Source organism: Pantoea sp. V106_11, assembly GCF_029967885.1.
Classification (GTDB): domain Bacteria; phylum Pseudomonadota; class Gammaproteobacteria; order Enterobacterales; family Enterobacteriaceae; genus Pantoea; species Pantoea ananatis.
In genome coordinates this window covers 93,922-111,796 of record NZ_JASCAK010000021.1, presented here as the reverse complement: position 1 = coordinate 111,796, position 17,875 = coordinate 93,922, and the positions used below count along the sequence as shown (strand labels likewise).

At 55.0% G+C, this 17,875-nt stretch carries 15 protein-coding genes; 9 read left to right on the top strand and 6 right to left on the bottom strand.

The genetic code is table 11. The annotated features are described in order from the left end of the window. Positions 1-199: 199 nt before the first annotated feature. A complete protein-coding gene (locus QLG08_RS04665) occupies positions 200-1,588 on the top strand; it encodes a basic amino acid/polyamine antiporter (protein WP_064373842.1) in 1,389 nt (462 codons plus the stop codon). On the opposite strand, the gene QLG08_RS04660 is transcribed toward QLG08_RS04665, so the two are convergent. Then, entirely contained in the window at positions 1,585-1,995 is a 411-nt protein-coding gene (locus tag QLG08_RS04660) for a hypothetical protein (RefSeq protein WP_013025875.1), read from the bottom strand. The genes QLG08_RS04665 and QLG08_RS04660 overlap by 4 nt on opposite strands. 174 nt (positions 1,996-2,169) lie before the next feature. Between QLG08_RS04660 and rstA the strand changes: the two genes are divergently transcribed. The 5 genes from rstA (at position 2,170) to QLG08_RS04635 (ending at position 7,452) form a co-directional block, all read left to right on the top strand. Then, positions 2,170-2,895, top strand: a complete 726-nt coding sequence (gene rstA, locus QLG08_RS04655) for a two-component system response regulator RstA (protein ID WP_014593781.1) — start codon at positions 2,170-2,172, stop codon at positions 2,893-2,895. Next, positions 2,892-4,193, top strand: a complete 1,302-nt coding sequence (gene rstB / locus QLG08_RS04650) for a two-component system sensor histidine kinase RstB (RefSeq protein ID WP_013025877.1) — start codon at positions 2,892-2,894, stop codon at positions 4,191-4,193. Before rstA ends, rstB begins: the two co-directional genes overlap by 4 nt. 18 nt (positions 4,194-4,211) lie before the next feature. Continuing rightward, on the top strand, positions 4,212-5,699 hold the full coding sequence (locus QLG08_RS04645) for a carboxypeptidase M32 (RefSeq protein WP_238493375.1): 1,488 nt from the start codon (positions 4,212-4,214) through the stop codon (positions 5,697-5,699). Positions 5,700-5,866: 167 nt separating this feature from the next. Beyond that, entirely contained in the window at positions 5,867-6,364 is a 498-nt protein-coding gene (gene asr, locus QLG08_RS04640; RefSeq protein WP_013025879.1) for an acid resistance repetitive basic protein Asr, read from the top strand. 278 nt (positions 6,365-6,642) lie between these two features. Further along, positions 6,643-7,452, top strand: coding sequence for a serine protease (locus tag QLG08_RS04635; protein ID WP_013025882.1), 810 nt, complete (start codon positions 6,643-6,645; stop codon positions 7,450-7,452). 88 nt (positions 7,453-7,540) lie between these two features. On the opposite strand, the gene hrpA is transcribed toward QLG08_RS04635, so the two are convergent. Next, the gene (gene hrpA, locus QLG08_RS04630) at positions 7,541-11,440 is read right to left on the bottom strand and encodes an ATP-dependent RNA helicase HrpA (protein WP_089517325.1); all 3,900 of its coding nucleotides are present in this window, start codon (positions 11,438-11,440) and stop codon (positions 7,541-7,543) included. Positions 11,441-11,687: 247 nt separating this feature from the next. On the opposite strand from hrpA, the gene azoR reads away from it, so the two are divergent. After that, on the top strand, positions 11,688-12,287 hold the full coding sequence (azoR, locus tag QLG08_RS04625) for an FMN-dependent NADH-azoreductase (protein ID WP_013025884.1): 600 nt from the start codon (positions 11,688-11,690) through the stop codon (positions 12,285-12,287). Between the two features lie 70 nt (positions 12,288-12,357). Here azoR and QLG08_RS04620 read toward each other — a convergent pair whose 3' ends face one another. Genes QLG08_RS04620 through QLG08_RS04610 form a run of 3 tightly spaced genes read right to left on the bottom strand, consistent with a single transcriptional unit; the run spans position 12,358 to position 15,508 of the window. After that, a complete protein-coding gene (locus QLG08_RS04620; protein WP_105079471.1) occupies positions 12,358-12,678 on the bottom strand; it encodes a YdbL family protein in 321 nt (106 codons plus the stop codon). Positions 12,679-12,689: 11 nt separating this feature from the next. Next, a complete protein-coding gene (locus QLG08_RS04615) occupies positions 12,690-12,878 on the bottom strand; it encodes a YnbE family lipoprotein (RefSeq protein WP_014605768.1) in 189 nt (62 codons plus the stop codon). After that, positions 12,875-15,508 carry a YdbH family protein gene (locus QLG08_RS04610; protein WP_133344790.1) on the bottom strand — a complete coding sequence of 878 codons (2,634 nt, stop codon included), beginning with the start codon at positions 15,506-15,508 and terminating at the stop codon, positions 12,875-12,877. The genes QLG08_RS04615 and QLG08_RS04610 overlap by 4 nt, the downstream gene beginning before the upstream one ends. A gap of 142 nt (positions 15,509-15,650) precedes the next feature. Here QLG08_RS04610 and QLG08_RS04605 point away from each other — a divergent pair, with 142 nt between their 5' ends. Beyond that, complete coding sequence (locus QLG08_RS04605) at positions 15,651-16,643, top strand: 2-hydroxyacid dehydrogenase (protein ID WP_015700235.1); 993 nt, start codon at positions 15,651-15,653, stop codon at positions 16,641-16,643. Between the two features lie 33 nt (positions 16,644-16,676). Here the strand turns inward: QLG08_RS04605 and QLG08_RS04600 are convergent, their stop codons facing one another. Beyond that, positions 16,677-16,952, bottom strand: a complete 276-nt coding sequence (locus QLG08_RS04600) for a DUF333 domain-containing protein (RefSeq protein ID WP_014605765.1) — start codon at positions 16,950-16,952, stop codon at positions 16,677-16,679. A 182-nt stretch (positions 16,953-17,134) separates the two neighbouring features. Between QLG08_RS04600 and QLG08_RS04595 the strand changes: the two genes are divergently transcribed. Next, positions 17,135-17,791 (top strand): MgtC/SapB family protein, encoded by a 657-nt coding sequence (locus QLG08_RS04595; protein WP_013025890.1) that lies wholly within the window; start codon positions 17,135-17,137, stop codon positions 17,789-17,791. Positions 17,792-17,875: the final 84 nt, after the last annotated feature.

The following is a 17,875-nucleotide window of genomic DNA, read 5'->3' as shown; positions in this document are numbered from 1 at the left end:
GCGGCGCCAGCCGCCCTGTTGTCTGTTTGCATAATTCCTGCTCGATTTTGCATAGCCACGCATTGCCATCCTTCACCGCACTCCGTAAAATCCTCCGCCTGTTTTTCAGAGTATTTAACGCGCTATACGTAACACAATGACGATATAACGTTGTGTTTATGCTGGTCATCCAGCCACTTATGCTAGCAGGAAGAACGTTTTGGAGAAAAAATTAGGCCTCAGTGCCCTGACAGCGCTGGTTCTCAGCTCTATGCTGGGCGCAGGTGTTTTCAGCTTGCCGCAAAATATGGCGGCGGTCGCCGGTCCGGCGGCGCTGTTGATCGGCTGGCTGATCACGGGCGCGGGGATTATCTTCCTCTCGCTGGCGATGCTGTTACTGACGCGGCTGAAACCTGAACTGGACGGCGGGATTTTTACCTATGCCCGCGCCGGATTTGGCGAACTGACCGGATTTTGTTCCGCGTGGGGTTACTGGCTGTGTGCGGTTATCGCTAACGTCTCCTACCTGGTTATCGTTTTTTCTGCGCTGAGCTTCTTTACGGATACGCCTGATCGGATCATTTTTGGCAACGGTAACACGTGGCAGGCGATGCTGGGCGCATCGGTGCTGCTGTGGCTGGTTCACTGGCTGGTGCTGCGCGGGGTGCAAACCGCTGCCAGCATCAACCTGCTGGCAACCCTTGGCAAACTGGTTCCACTGTTGCTGTTTGTTGTGCTGGCCGTTCTGGCCTTCAATTATGACCGATTTCACTTCGATTTTTCCGGACTCAGTTTGGGCGTCCCCTTGTGGGAACAGGTCAAGCAGACCATGCTGATCACGCTGTGGGTGTTTATCGGCGTGGAAGGCGCGGTGGTTGTATCCTCTCGTGCAAAGCATAAAAAGGATGTCGGACGCGCGACGCTGTTGGCGGTGCTGGCTGCCCTGCTGGTCTATTTGCTGGTGACGCTGCTGTCACTGGGCATCGTTCCCCGTGCGGAGCTGGCGGAAATGCGGAATCCTTCCATGGCGGGCCTGATGACGCGCCTGACGGGGAGCTGGGGTAACGCCATTATTGTGGTGGGCCTGATTATTTCCGTGTGCGGGGCTTACCTGAGCTGGACGATCATGGCGGCTGAAGTGCCCTTTATTGCCGCACAGCAGGGTGCGTTTCCACGCAGTATTGCCCGGCAGAACGCCCGCAACGCGCCTGCCGCCTCGTTATGGCTGACAAACGGCAGTATTCAGGTTTGCCTGATCCTCATTGCCCTGACCGGCGCAGATTACAACACGCTGCTCACCATTGCCTCTGAAATGATTCTGGTGCCCTATCTGCTGGTCGGACTTTATCTGATTAAAGTGGTGAAAGGACAGCAAAAATTCTGGGCGCTTGCCGTCGGTGTGGGCGCCAGCCTGTATGGCATCTGGCTGTTGTATGCGTCAGGCCCGCTGCATCTGTTTACGTCAGTGGTGCTCTATGCGCCGGGTATTTTACTGTTTATTTTTGCGCGCCGTCGCGGGCATGAGGTGGCATTGAAGCCGGTCGAACGGGTTGCCATGATGCTGATCGTGGCGGCAACCCTTCCTGCGATGTGGGAACTGCTTGCCTAGTGCGCCTGATCCAGTACGACACACAGCAGGTCATCCTGCTGTGTCAGTGCTACAGGCTTAGGGTATTCTTCATGAATAGCCTCAAGCTGCTTGTCTGACAGCGGGTACGGAAGCTGAATATCGAAGCGGGAAATGTGTTGCTGCTCGGCAAGCGTGATCAAACGGGCTATGTTGATTTCATCGCTGACCTGCGTTGAAATGATTTGTAATGCTAATTCTTTAAGCTGATCTTCACTCGCCTGTAAGCTGTGCGCAGATTTGCGTGTCACCATGCCAAATATAGGCAGTACGCCGTAGATTGCATCCACAAAGCTCCATCGTTTTTTACAGGATGCCGACAGGAAATCACTGTAATTAAAGCAGATGCGATCGCGGTATACCGCTGATGCCAGCTCTTTATCAAACACTTTGGCTCCTCAAGGTGATCACAATGAATCCGGAACACACGTTAAACGCAGGGTTAATGACTGTCTATTTTGCGGAATATATCCCAGTTACTCAAGGATATTTCGTGTGATTGCATAGAGCTCTGCGTCAGGAAAAGTTATGCTTTACCCCTCCTTTTTACGTTAGAAAGCATCATGCACAAAATCGTTTACGTTGAAGATGAACCGGAAGTGGGCTCGCTGATTGCCGCTTACCTTGGACGACATGATATTGAAGTGATTGTGGAGACGCGCGGCGATCGGGCGGAAGCCACTATTGTCGAGCAGCAGCCCGACCTGGTCATGCTGGATATCATGCTGCCAGGCAAAGACGGTATGTCAATCTGTCGTGACTTACGCGCGAACTGGCAGGGACCGATTGTCCTGCTCACGTCTCTCGACAGCGACATGAACCATATCCTGGCGCTGGAGATGGGCGCCCAGGATTATATCCTGAAAACGGCGCCCCCTGCGGTGTTGCTGGCCCGACTGCGCCTGCATCTGCGCCAGTCCCAGCAGGGCCAGAGCGAAGAAGCCCCGGCGCCAGCGAAAAACAATCGCATGTTACGCTTTGGCTCTCTGACGATTGATGCGCTCAATCGTCAGGTCGTGCTGTTTGACGAAAACATTGCCCTGTCTACGGCAGATTTCGATTTGCTCTGGGTGCTGGCGAGCCATGCCGGGCAAATTCTGAACCGTGACGCGCTGCTAAAAACGCTGCGCGGCGTCAGCTACGACGGGATGGATCGCAGCATTGACGTAGCGATTTCGCGCCTGCGCAAAAAGCTGCACGACAGCGCCACCGAGCCATTTCGTATTAAAACCATCCGTAATAAAGGCTATCTGTTTGCGCCACAGGCCTGGGACACGCGTTCGGTATGAAAAAACTTTTTATTCAGTTCTACCTGCTGCTGTTTGTCTGTTTCCTGGTGATGTCGCTAATGGTCGGGCTGGTTTACAAATTTACCGCCGAGCGTGCCGGTCGCCAGTCAATGAACGACCTGATGGCCAGTTCGCTCTATCTGATCCGCAGCGAACTGCGTGAGATCCCGCCACGGGACTGGAATAAGACGATTAAGAGTCTCGATCTCGGCTTGTCGTTTGAGCTGCATATTGAGCCAATGAGTAAGTTTGAACTGGATGAAAATGAACTGCGCCGGCTGCGCGCAGGCGAAATCGTGGCGCTGGATGATAAATACACTTTCCTGCAGCACATTCCCCGCAGCCACTACGTTCTGACCGTTGGGCCAATCCCTTACCTGTTTTATCTGCACCAGATGCGCCTGCTGGATATGGCCCTGGTGGTGTTTATCGGGATGTCGCTGGGGTTGCCGGTTTTTATCTGGCTACGTCCGCACTGGAAAGAGATGCTGCGGCTGGAGCACGCGGCTCAGCGTTTTGGTCAGGGACAGCTTGATGTCCGCACGCACTTCGACAGCACCTCTAGCCTGTTCAGGGTCGGCGTGGCTTTTAACCAAATGGCGGAAAACATTAATACGCTGGTCGCCAGTAAAAAACAGCTGATTGACGGCATCGCCCACGAACTGCGAACGCCGCTGGTACGTTTGCGCTATCGTCTGGAGATGAGCGACAATCTGACCGAAGCGGAGTCAGCGGCATTGAACCGCGATGTCAGCCAGTTAGAAAGCCTGATTGAAGAGCTGCTGACCTATGCCCGTCTCGATCGGCCCCGCGTCGATCTTAATTTGCAGTCGCTGGATCTGGCGAACTGGTTACGTGAGCGCATGGAAGATTTCCGGGCGATAAACCCGGAGACACAGATCGATCTCGATTTACCCCAGCGTGAAAACTACGGGATTTCAGATACCCGACTGATGGAGCGCGTACTGGATAACCTGGTCAATAACGCACTGCGTTATGCCGGTCAGCGCCTGCGGGTTAGCCTGTGGTTTGATGGTGCGCTGGGGAACCTGCAGGTCGAAGATGATGGCCCGGGCATTCCCCTTGATGAACGTGAACGCGTATTTGAACCTTTTGTACGACTCGACCCAAGCCGTGACCGCGCCACCGGGGGCTGTGGGCTTGGCCTTGCCATCGTTCACTCTATTGCCCATGCATTAAGTGGCCGGGTTTCTATTGAAACCAGCCCGCTTGGCGGGGCCAGCGTTCGCTTTTGCTGGCCGCTGGATCTTCCCTTTCGGGAACTGCCACGACGTTAACTCATTCAGGAGCATTATGTGACTTCAGCTTATCAACAACTTTGTGCCACTTTTCAGCGCCTGTCGCGTTTCAGCCACGTCAGCGCCATCGCCGGATGGGATATGCAGACCACGATGCCACCAGGCGGCAGTGCTGCGCGGGGTGAAGCGCTGGCGGAGATGAGTGTTTTGCAGCACCAGATCCTGACAGACAAGCGCCTGGGTGACTGGCTTGAGCAGGCAGAACAGCAATCTCTCAATGATGTAGAGCGCGCCAACCTGCTCGAGATGCGTCGCGCCTGGACCCAGGCGACCTTACTGCCTGCCGAACTGGTCGAAGCAAAATCCATTGCGGGTTCGCGCTGTGAACATGCCTGGCGCAGCCAGCGTCCCGCCAATGACTGGCAGGGCTTTGCCACAAATTTGAAAGAGGTGGTGCGCTTAAGTCGTGAGGAAGCGCAACTGCGCGCGCAAGCCAATGGCTGTTCCCGGTACGATGCCCTGCTCGATGTTTTTGAGCCGGGGATGACCAGCGCCCGACTGGATGAGACGTTTGGACAGTTAAAAACCTGGCTACCGGCGCTGTTGCAACAGGTGGTGGAAAAACAGGCGCAAGAACCCAAGTTAACCCCTCAGGGGCCATTCCCCATCGAGGCGCAGCGCGAGCTGGGGCTGAGCATTATGGCCGGGCTGGGCTTTGATTTTAACCATGGTCGGCTGGATATCAGTGCGCATCCTTTCTGCGGCGGCGTCCCCGACGATGTGCGCATCACCACCCGTTACAATCAGGATGAATTTCTGAGTGCCATGATGGGCGTGATCCATGAAACCGGCCATGCCCGTTACGAGCAAAACCTGCCCAAACAGTGGCGGGGCCAGCCGGTGGCACTGGCGCGCTCCACCGCCATTCATGAATCACAAAGTCTGTTTATGGAAATGCAGTTGGGCCGCAGCGCGCAGTTCCTGCAACGCATCCTGCCGCAGGTGATCGCTAAGATGGGGGCGCAACCGGCACTGCAGGCTGATAACTTTGTGCGTTTAGCTCAGCAGGTAAAACCCGGATTGATTCGCGTGGATGCCGACGAGCTGAGCTATCCGGCCCACGTGATTCTGCGTTATGAAATTGAACGTGCGCTCATCGAAGGTGAGATTGAGGTCGAGGATATCCCCGCACTCTGGGATGAGAAAATGCAGCAGTCTCTGGGCATCGATACGCGCGGGAATTACCGCAACGGCTGCATGCAGGATATTCACTGGACCGATGGCGCGTTCGGCTATTTCCCGACCTATACGTTGGGCGCGATGTACGCGGCTCAGTTGTTCCAGGCTTTGCAAAAAGCGATTCCACAGTCGGCAGAGCTGATTTTGCATGGCGAACTGCAGCCCGTTTTTGACTGGCTACAACAGAATATCTGGCAACACGGCAGCCGTTTCTCTACCGATCAGCTGATGCTTAATGCCACGGGAGAGGCGCTGAACCCGGACTATTTCCGCAAACACCTTGAGCAGCGTTACCTGAACAGTTAAGGTAGCAGGCGGTCTGAAGGCCGCCTTTCACTTCCCCCCGCCCACTTTGTACAATCGGTTACACGGCGATACCAATGACCCACGGACGCGCCTGTTATTTTCTCATATAGTCATTTCACCGGCCCCGCAGTGGGCTACACATGAAAAAATAGTCCGAGGGTTTTGCAATGAAAAAATTATTTGCACTGGTAATCGCCGCTGCCATGGGTCTGTCTTCAGTTGCTTTCGCTGCCGAGACAACTGCTGCTCCAGCCGCTGCTGCTACCACTACTACTACCGCTGCACCTGCTAAGACCGAACACAAAGCTGCCGCTCACAAGAAGCACCATAAAGCTGCACAGAAAGCTCAGGCTGCTAAGAAAAAAGCAGTGAAGAAAGACACCGCGCAGAAAGCTCAGGCGGCTAAAAAGAAAGTCGCTAAGAAAGATACCGCTCAGAAAGCGCAGGCCGCTAAAAAGCATCACAAAGCTAAACCAGCCCAGAAAGCCCAGGCTGCTAAAAAACACCACAAAGCTAAACCAGCCCAGAAAGCTCAGGCTGCTAAAAAACACCACAAAGCTAAAGCAGCCCAGAAAGCCCAGGCCGCTAAAAAACACCACAAAGCTAAACCAGCTCAGAAAGCCCAGGCTGCTAAAAAGCACCACAAAAAAGCCGCTAAAAAATAAGGTCACCCTTTAGGGTTCCGAGTAAGCGTTAATAATTAAAACACCCGGTTCTGCCGGGTGTTTCTTTACTGGAGTGGCTAATATGGTCCGTCGCTATCGCTTCGAAATTATTCTGATTGTGATGATCTTATGTGGCGTTATCGCGGCCAGTTTTTTTATTTAGTCGCTGTCGCGTACTGATTAACTGAAAAGACTCCCTTTTTTACCGCTCACTGACTATAGTTATGTCACTTCAGTAATAACAAAAACGTTTTCTTTTTCTCGCTATTGAGAGTTCTATGCGCCTGGCTACCCTGTTAATCGTTGGACTTTTCAGTTTCACCGCCGTTGTTCATGCCGATGATAATGATGATTCACCGACGCCTGCCGAAATAAAAATGCTGTTTTTTGGTAAGGATCATCGTCAGGCGATTACCGACGTCAGCGACGCGCCCTGGGATGCGATAGGTCAACTGGAAACCGAAAGTGGTAACCTGTGCACCGCAACGCTTATTTCACCACATCTGGCACTGACCGCAGGCCACTGTTTACTGACGCCACCGGGCAAGTTTGATAAACCGGTCGCGCTGCGCTTTATGTCGACCAAAAAAGGCTGGCGCTACGAGATCCACGACATTGATGCCCGCGTTGAACCTTCTCTGGTCCACAGGCTAAAAGCCGATGGCGAAGGATGGATCGTCCCCAGCAGCGCAGCACCGTTTGACTATGGTCTGGTTATTTTACGCAACCCCCCTTCTGCCATTACGCCGATTCCGCTGTTTGATGGCTCACGCAGTGATTTAACGGACGCGCTTAAAGAAGCCGGACGTAAAGTGACTCAGGCTGGCTACCCTGCCGATCATCTTGACAGCCTGTATTCACACAGCGACTGCCTGATCACCGGCTGGGCGCAGCGTGCCGTGTTATCGCACCAGTGTGATACGCTGCCGGGTGACAGCGGTTCGCCGCTACTGTTGAAAGGCGATAAAGGCTGGCAGCTGATTGCCGTGCAGAGTTCGGCACCTGCCGCAAAAGATCGCTATCTTGCGGATAACCGGGCGATTGCCGTGACCTCCTTTAAAGACCGGCTTGAAGCGCTGGCCCAGTAGGTTGCCTGAAGGGTTACACGATCTGAACACATAAAAAAGCCCGCATCCATCAAGGTGCGGGCTTTTTATACGCGAGCTGTCTCGGCAACTAGCCTGCGATTTGCTCCATTGCCTGCAGGATGCGTTTATCCGAAATCGGATAAGGCGTTCCCAGCTGTTGCGCAAACTGGCTGATTCGTAGCTCTTCAATCATCCAGCGGATATGCTGCACGTCCGCGTCATCCTGACGCTGCGGCGGCAATTTATTCCACCATGCCTGCCTCGCTTGCTCGACGGCCTGCACTTTGAGCATTCGGGCGCGATCGCTATGAGGATCGACCGGCAACTTCTCCAGCCGTCGCTCAATGCCGTGCAGATAACGCAGCGTATCTGCCAGATGCTGCCAGCCATTCTGGGTGACAAAACCCCGGTAAACCAGGCCGTTCATCTGCGCTTTTATATCCGCCAGTGCCAGCGCCAGCGTCATATCTACCCGCCCTTTCAGACGTTTGTTAATCGAAAATACCGCTGTCAGAATCTGCTCAACCTGCTTTGCGATCTCTACCACGGTATCATTGAGTTCGGCGCGCACTTTTTCCCTTAGCGCTTCAAACTGCGTTTGCTCCCATGCCGGGCCACCGGCTTCCGCGATTAACTTGTCAACGCCGCAGGCAATGCAGTCATCAATCAGCTCCATGACCTTGCCGTATGGGTTAAAATACAGCCCCAGCTTGGCTTTGTTCGGCAACTTTTCATGCAGATACTTCACGGGGGACGGAATATTCAACAACAACAGGCGACGCTGACCGCGCCACATCATTTTCTGCTGTTCATGCTCGCTGTCGAATAAGCGGATGCCCACGCTGTCCTTCTCGTCAACCAGAGCAGGCCAGGCTTTAACCTCATAGCTGCCGCGTTTTTGCTGGTAACTGCGCGGTAAATCGCCGAAGCTCCAGAGGTGTAAACCGCTCTGCTCCAGGCCATCGTCCGCCACGTTAGAGAGCGTTTCCTGCACCTTTCCTTTTAACAGGCGTTTCAGCCCAGCAAGATCTTTGCCTTCCTGAAGTTTGCGGTTGTGCTCATCGACAACCCGAAACGTCATTTTCAGATGATCGGGCACCTGTTCCCATTGCCAGTTGTCTCGCTCCAGCGTCACGCCGGTCATGCGGCGGAATTCCCGCGACAGCGCATCCAGCAATGGCATCTCCATGGCGGTAACACGGCCCAGAAACGCCTCAGCATAGTTGGGTGCAGGCACCAGGTTGCGGCGCAGTGGCTTTGGTAACGATTTGATGAGGGCGATGATCAGCTCGCGCCGCACGCCGGGGATCTGCCATTCAAAACCCGCTTCCTCCACCTGGTTAAGCAGCGGTAAAGGTATATGGACCGTGACGCCATCGGCATCCGCACCGGGTTCAAACTGATAACTTAGCTTGAGTTTAAGATTTCCCTGATGCCAGACGTTGGGATAGTCGAGCTGGCTGACTTTATCCGCGCCCTCTTTGATCAGCATCTGCTTATCAAAATTTAGCAGTTCAGCATTGGTTTTGCTGGCCTGCTTCCACCACGTGTCAAAATGGCGGGCTGAAACAACGTCCTTGCCCACGCGCCGATCGTAGAAAGCAAACAGCGTTTCATCATCCACGAGAATATCGCGGCGGCGCGATTTATGTTCCAGATCTTCGACTTCGCTGCGCAGTTTCTGATTAGCGCGGAAAAACGCATGACGCGTCTGCCAGTCGCCCTCAACCAGCGCATGGCGAATAAACAGCTCGCGGCTGAGCGTGGGATCGATGGTGCCGTAATTCACCTTGCGCGCAGCCACAATCGGCAAACCGTAAAGAGTCACTTTCTCACTGGCCATCACCGCGCCCTGCGATTTCTCCCAGTGCGGTTCGCTGTAGCTGCGTTTGATCAGGTGCTGCGCCAGCGGCTCAATCCACTCGGGATCGATGCGCGCCGCCATGCGGCCCCACAGCCGGCTGGTTTCCACCAGTTCAGCGACCATTGTCCATTTAGGCGGCTTTTTAAACAGCCCAGAGCCGGGAAAGATAGCAAAACGGGCGTTGCGTGCGCCGGTAAACTCTTGTTTATCGGCGTCTTTCTGACCGATATGTGACAGTAAGCCGGTCAGCAAGGCACAGTGAATCTCTCTGTACTCCGCTGGTTCGCTGTTAACGGGAATGCCCAGTTCGCGCACCACCTGACGGAGCTGGGTATAGATATCCTGCCATTCGCGCACGCGCAGATAGTTTAAATAGTCTGTTTTACACTGACGGCGGAACAGGTTACCGGACAGCGCTTTCTGCTGTTCGCCCAGGTAGTTCCACAGGTTCACAAACGCCACAAAATCTGACTCTTTATCCGCAAAGCGCCGGTGTTTTTCATCCGAGGCCTGCTTTTTGTCGGCGGGACGTTCGCGCGGGTCCTGAATCGATAAGCCGGCAGCGATGATCATCACTTCCCGCACGCAGCCATACTGCTGTGCTGCCAGCACCATGCGCGCCAGGCGCGGATCGACAGGCAACTGCGCCAGCTGGCGGCCGGAGCCGGTGAGTGAGTAATGTCCGTCGTCATTGAGGGTTAATGCCCCCAGCTCCTCCAGGAGCCTTACGCCGTCCTGAATGTGGCGTTTATCCGGTGCTTCCACGAACGGGAAGGCCGCGATATCGCCCAGCCCCAGCGCGGTCATCTGCAGAATAACCGAGGCCAGATTGGTGCGCAGGATTTCAGGATCGGTAAAGGCCGGACGGCTTAGGAAATCGTCTTCGGCATAGAGCCGTATGCAGATCCCTTCCGACACGCGCCCGCAACGTCCTTTACGCTGATTCGCGGAGGCCTGCGAAATCGGCTCTATCGGCAGGCGCTGCACTTTCGTGCGATAGCTGTAGCGGCTGATACGCGCCGTGCCGGGATCGATAACGTATTTGATGCCCGGTACGGTCAGCGACGTTTCGGCGACGTTGGTTGCCAGCACGATACGCCGCCCGCTGTGCGACTGAAATACCCGGTTCTGCTCGCTGTTAGACAGACGGGCATAGAGCGGCAACACTTCGGTATGGGGCAGATCGCGCTTCATCAGCGCGTCGGCGGTATCGCGAATTTCGCGCTCACCGCTCATAAAAATCAGGATGTCGCCCCGGCCTTCCCGCCCCAGCTCATCGACCGCGTCAAAGATGGCCTGCAGTTGATCGCGGTCAACATCCTCCGCCTCTTCCACCACCGGACGGTAGCGCACTTCTACCGGATAGGTGCGGCCCGACACCTCAATCACCGGCGCGTTGTTGAAATGACGAGAGAAGCGCTGGGGATCGATGGTTGCTGACGTAATAATCACTTTCAGATCGGGACGACGCGGCAGTAACTCCCGCAGGTAGCCCAGCAGGAAGTCGATATTTAGGCTGCGTTCATGAGCCTCATCAATGATGATGGTGTCATACTGCATTAGCATGCGGTCCTGCTGGATTTCCGCCAGCAGAATTCCGTCTGTCATGAGTTTAATCTGGGTCGTTTCGCTGACCTGATCGTTAAACCGCACTTTGTAACCCACACAGCCACCGAGCGAAGTTTCCAGCTCGTCGGCGATGCGGTTGGCAACGGTACGTGCCGCCAGCCGACGCGGCTGAGTGTGACCAATTAAGCCGGTAATACCGCGACCCAGCGTCAGGCAAATTTTGGGCAACTGGGTGGTTTTGCCCGATCCGGTTTCACCCGCGACGATAACCACCTGGTGTTCACGAATCGCCTCTGCGATGACCTGCTGCTTCTGGCTGACTGGCAGATTTTCCGGAAACGTGATGCGCGGCGTCGCCGCAACACGTTGTGCAACGCGGCGCTCTGCAACAATGATATCCTGCTCAAGCTCGGCGGCGATGCTTTGCTGAGCGTCGGGATTTTTGATTTTTTTGGCGCCATGTAACCGACGCTGCAAGCGTTGACGGTCACGCAGCATTAACGCATCAAGCCGCGACCAGAGCGGCGTTAATGGGGATGAAACCGGAGAAGACATAGTAGTGACGTACCTTACTCAGACGGTGTGGATTCAGCGTACAGTGCTAAGATAACCCGCTGATTAACGCTAATAATTGCGCCTAGCATAGCACATTCCCTTTTACGCCGTGATGGTTGGCAAAACCGGCTTGTTCAATTAATTCGAATATAGCTCTCGAAATATTGCGCTTTCACCCTAAGGCCGATGTTTGTAAAGTGTAAACCATTGAGCGGAAAGCCTTCCGCATAACAGACAGGAAACTACTATGAGCAAAGTACTCGTTCTGAAATCAAGCATTCTTGCGGGTTATTCTCAGTCAAGCCAGCTGGCAGACTTCTATATCGAGCAGGCACAGGCTAAGGGCGACCAGATCACCGTGCGCGATCTGGCTGCTAACCCGGTTCCGGTACTGGACGGTGAGTTAGTTGGCGCACTGCGCCCTTCTGATGCGCCACTGTCACCGCGTCAGCAGGAAGCGCTGGCACTGTCTGATGAACTGATTGCTGAGCTGCAGGCGCACGACGTTATCGTCATGGCGGCCCCAATGTACAACTTCAACATCCCGACTCAGCTGAAGAACTATTTCGACCTGATCGCGCGTGCTGGCGTGACCTTCCGTTATACCGAAGCGGGCCCGGAAGGTCTGGTGAAAGGTAAACGTGCGGTGATTCTGTCGAGCCGTGGTGGCATTCATAAAGACAGCCCTTCTGACCTGCTGACCCCTTACGTCAAGCTGTTCCTGGGCTTTATCGGCATCACCGACGTTGAGTTCGTGTTGGCTGAAGGCATCGCTTACGGCCCGGAAGTAGCCACGAAAGCAACCAGCGAAGCCAAAGACGCGATTAAGCAGATTGCTACTGCGTGATAATGCTGTTTGACGCGGAACCGGGCATCAGCCCGGTTTTTTTATGCCTGCATCGCCCTGCTCAATAGGGCTATTTATGCAACCACTGCCCGTTAATGCCCTGAACGTATTCCCCCGTCCCCGCCCGCGTGACCAGCTTTTGTCCAGCGATGCGGGCCACCTCATCGGTTTTCAGGTTGTTCTGCCCGGCAAGACGCTGGTACTCTGCGCGCCGTCCGTCATTGATGCGTTTAACCAGTGCGAGGGTTTCGCTGTCGTCTGATCGAGGGGCAATATAACCGGACAGGGTTTCGCCGACCCGGCCCGACTGACGGGCCTCATCAAGCGTCAGAGCCCAGGCCGGCTGGCTCATCGTCGTCGCCAGTAAAAGTGCAAGACCAATGCGTTTCATGCTGGCTCTCCTCAGAACAGGCCGCTCTGGTTTTTCAGTAAGGCTTCGACATCCTTGTCCACTTTAATGTGGATCTCATGCTCAATTTTCACATTCATATTAATAGTAATGGGGTCTTTTGGCGCCGCCACTTCGATGCGTGGCACACAACCCATCAGCGGTAGCCAGGCTACCATCAGCAGTAAGGCCCTGAGGCTCATGGTGATTGATCCTTTTTTGACGGCAAGGTGGCATTTTGCTCCACCCAGGATTGCAAATTATCGCCAAAGCGCAGGCTGCGCCACAGCTGGAACAGGTTTTCCTGATGACGATAATTTAAATTAACGGTCTGATTACGATTACTGAAGCGGCTGGTGCCTTTTACCTGGGCTTCCATCGTCAGTTCCCCGAGATTGTCCAGATTAAGCGTGGCCCATGACCGCGAAATCTCCATGTAGCGCAGCCAGTCCATCGCCGCACCGGCGGCGACATTGTTGCGGGTAATGGCATCGGCCATATCTTTATCCATACGGAAAGTCAGCGGCCCGCTGTTGGCAATCCAGCCATTTTCAATAATCCAGTGGGGATTACTGATCCACAGCGGTAACTCGCCATTCACGTTTCCAGACATGGCAAACTGTTTAGGTTTAATGGCGCTGACGAGCTTGCTGAGGCTTATGTCACGGAGCGAAACGCGCGCCGGGCTGTGCTGAGGCAGGCGCAGGGATGGCAGGGTAATGTGTCCGCCCAGTAGATCCATACTGACATCCTGTAACCACAGCGGATCGTTTTCACGCCAGGGATAAGCGCCCTGCAGGTCGGCCCGAATGTTCTGCATCGCAAACTGATTTTTAATCTCGGCGATACGTAACGAAACCGGCCCGCGTAACCCGAAATGCCACTGTTGATTTTGCAGTCGGAATGGCAGCGAAAAATCCACCCCGTTGACCTGGCTGTCCGGCGTCCAGACGCTGCCGTTTTTCACCGTCCAGTGACCGCCAGCCTGAAAGCCCTGTCTGGCGGCGGCAGAAAAAGCCACCTGAGCGCGTAACTCACCTGACTGAATCTTCATTTTAAGTTCAGGGCTGAGGAGCGGCTGGAATACCGTCAGCGACTGCGTTGGCCACCAGGCCTGTCCGCGTAAACGCTCGCCGTCCCATCGGCCGTTAACACGTACCGGCCCCACCTTGCTCGCGTTCAGCTGTCCGCCCCAGACGAAATGCCCGGGATCGCTGCCCGTCGCACCGAAGTCCAGCGTTGAGGCCGCCAGCCTGCCCCCGTAGCTGAAGCGCGTTTCTCCTGCCTGCATCTTGAATTGGCCGGTAAATGACGGGTGGTGCGCATCACGCTGCCAGTTCACCGGCGCCGTGAGCGTTAAGCGCGGCTTCTCTACCCGAACGCTGCCGTATTCCAGCTGATTGAAACCTGTAGACAGGCTATCCAGATGAATCAGCGTATCGCGCCAGCCGCCCGTGCCATTGACGTCCCACTTTGCCTGTAAGGGACGCATTTCTCCCTCGCCCCAGTAACGCCAGTTCCAGACGCCTGAATCCGGCCAGAAGTTATGCGCGCCGCCATCCAGGTGCAGCGTAAAGCGGCCAAAGCTGGGATCGTGAGCGCGGAGAATGGCCTGCAGGCGTCCGGAGATGCCTTGCGAAGATAAGCGCACGCCGGCCAGCGGCCAGCGCGCTTCATCGACTTCCAGCGTGGAGAGCAAACGCCCGCGCAGGCGCAAAAGTGCTTTGGGTTTTATCGTCAGTTGCGGATTGAGCAACGAGCCGTTCAGCTCGCCGGGAATGCTGCCGTAAAGCTGCATCGCCGCGAATTTGCTTTCGCCCGTCAGTTGCAAAGGCAGCTGGCTTTGCGTAAGGCTGAGGTGACCCGGCCCCATCCCCAGCACCACGTTACCTTTACCGCCCCGGCCCTGCGTGAGCATATTGAGACGACCGACGATTTGGGTCGCCTCCAGCCCGTCCTGCCAGTTATTCAGCGTCAGATTGACGAAACCCGACAGCGGCTGCGAGGCCAGTGGCCAGTAATATTCACCTTTTTCGATATCAATACGGGTTCGGCTGGCCTGCCAGGGAAGATGGAGTAAAGGACGATCGCTGCCCCCCGTGGTGACATTAAGCAGACCACGTTGATGCGCCCAACTGAGCGCAGCGTCCACAGGTTGCGGGAATGCCGCCAGCGCCAGCGTGCCGGTAATTTCACCGTTCACCGGCAAGCCGTTGGCATATTTGGGCAGTTCGAAGTGGCCATTAAGGCTGAGCGGTTCGGGTAAAGCGGGATGCGTCACCGTCAGTTGACTAATATTGAGCTGCTGTCCTTGTAATGTGGCGTCGAGCTGCAGGTTATCACCGCGGTAGTGTAACTGCTGTCGCGATTTATCCAGCGTCAGATCCAGCCCGCCAGCATAATCCTGCCAGGGGGAAACGGTCAGTTTACCAATGTGAATGTCGGCGCCCGGCAACATTGCCTGCCACTGGGCCAGAGTTTTGGGCGCGGCCGTATCGTTTTGCGTTTCAGGTAGCTGTTGCAGACATTCAGTTTCCAGCGTGACCTGATCCGCATTGAGCGCCCAGCGCGCGTGATGCCAACCCAGCGCGGCGTTTTTGACACTCGCCAGACGACAGTCATCCGCCAGGTAATGGATGTTGGGAAACAGCACCTGCGCGTTCCGCCAGCGTGGCGCGCCCTCCAGTTCGACGCGCGTACCTGCAGGCAGCCAAATGCCCACCAGGCGCGGCAGCCACTGTGTGATCGTCAGTAGTAATCCCAGCAGCAATAAAATCAGCGCCAGAACAGCGGCGAGTCGTCGACGGAAAATCCGCGGCATGAAGACAAGCATCCTTTTTTTCTCACTATCCTGAGAATAATGATGGCACGTAACGTCCGGAAGGTGAAGGTTTCACCGCGAAAGGTAAACAGCGACCAGCAAAAAGCAACAGAAAACGTTATTCTTGTTACATTCCCTTTTCAGGAGCACAACGATGAAAATCGCCGTATACAGTACTAAACACTATGACCAGAAGTACCTTGAACAGGTCAACCAACAGTATGGTTTCGAACTGGTCTTTTTTGATTTTTTACTCAGCGAAAGCACGGCGAAGACAGCGGTAGACTGCGATGCGGTATGTATCTTTGTGAATGATGACGGCAGCCGCCCTGTGCTCGAAGAGCTGGCGGGGCTGGGCGTCCGCTACATTGCCCTGCGCTGTGCGGGATTTAACAATGTCGATCTCGACGCGGCAGCCGAACTGGGGCTTCAGGTCGTCCGCGTGCCTGCCTACTCCCCGGAGGCCGTTGCCGAGCATGCCGTGGGGTTGATGATGACGCTGAACCGCCGGATTCATCGCGCTTACCAGCGCACCCGCGACGCCAATTTTTCGCTGGACGGCCTGACCGGTTTTAACATGCATAACAAAACGGCCGGTATCATTGGCACCGGCAAAATCGGCATCGCCACGCTGCGCATATTAAAAGGGTTCGGAATGCGTTTACTGGCGTTTGATCCTTATCCCAGCGAGCAGGCTTTAGCGCTCGGCGCGGAGTATGTCGATCTGAAAACCCTGTTTGCCGAGTCGCACGTCATCAGCCTGCACTGTCCACTGACGGCGGAGAACCATCATTTACTCAACGCACAGGCTTTTTCGCAGATGCGTGACGGCGTCATGATCATTAATACCAGTCGGGGCGGATTAATTGATTCTCAGGCTGCGATTGATGCGTTGAAGCAGCAAAAAATAGGCGCGCTGGGCATGGACGTTTATGAAAACGAGCGGGATCTGTTCTTTGAAGACAAATCTAATGATGTGATTCAGGATGATGTATTCCGCCGCCTGTCAGCCTGTCATAACGTGCTGTTTACCGGTCATCAGGCGTTTCTCACCGCCGAAGCCCTGACGGCAATTTCAGACACCACGCTGGAAAACCTCAGCCAGCTAAACCGCGGCGAAACCTGTCAGAATCGGGTTACCGCCTGACGTATCCGGCCGGTGTTATCCGGCCTGAACCCGTTAGCGTGCGCAGTTACCGCCGATCAGCGCCTGTTCGCTGCAGCGGCGGCCGTTAACTAACTGGCACATCCCGATGCGCGATCCGTCCAGCTGACTTGAGAACGCCAGTGTCCCTCCTGCATTGGCACAGTTTGCCTCTGCCATAGACGACATCACCACGTGTGGCTGAACATGGGCGGCAGTAGCTTGTTGTGGTGGCTCGTTGTCATCGCTGTTACTGCTGCAGGCAGACAGTATCAACGCGGCACCAGCCAGCAGAAAAGTAGCGGCTTTCATCAATCAGACTCCGGGAAGGTGAGTTAAAGGCTTAGCAAGAATATGTCAGCCCTGACGCGGGGTCGATAGAAGAAACAGCTTTTTACAAAAAACCTCACAGCTAATTGCAAGCAGAATTATCCTGTTATCACACTGTCACGTAACTGCACTTATCTGAACATGATGATTACCGGAGAAAAACAATGTTAATGGATATGCTGATTCGTATCGCGCTGGCCGGCATTTTAGGCGGGCTGATTGGCCTGGAACGCCAGATGCGTGCCAAAGAAGCCGGGTTACGTACCCATATCCTGGTCGGTATCGGCAGCGCCATGTTTATGCTGGTTTCGAAATACGGTTTTGCCGACATGCTGATGAAAGATCATGTGGCGCTCGATCCCAGCCGCGTTGCGGCGCAGGTGGTAAGCGGCATGGGCTTTCTGGGTGCCGGCACCATCCTGATTCAAAAGCAGGTGGTAAAAGGCCTGACCACGGCGGCCGGACTCTGGGTTACCGCCGCTATCGGGCTGGTGATCGGGAGCGGTATGTATGAGATTGGGATTTACGGCACGGTGCTGGCACTGGTGGTGCTGGAGGTGTTCCGCCGCCTGAGCCATTTATTAATTGGTAAACATCATACGCTGATTGTTTACCTCAAAGCCAAGAGCGTGCCGCTGGTGTTACTGGTGATGCAACGTGAAGGCATCCGCTACGGCAATATTTCGGTGATTAACCGGGATGAAGAAAGCGGCCAGTGTGAATTAAGCGTGCAGGTTACCTTATCGCGCAAATCCAGCGATGCGCACCTGTATGACAAAATCATGGAAGTCAAAGGCGTGCAGTCGCTGGAAATGATGTGATCAGGGCCTGAATAAACGGGACGCTATGGGAATAAAGATGCCCTGCCGGGCGAATGATGAACCGCGCCAGCATAGAAAATGACA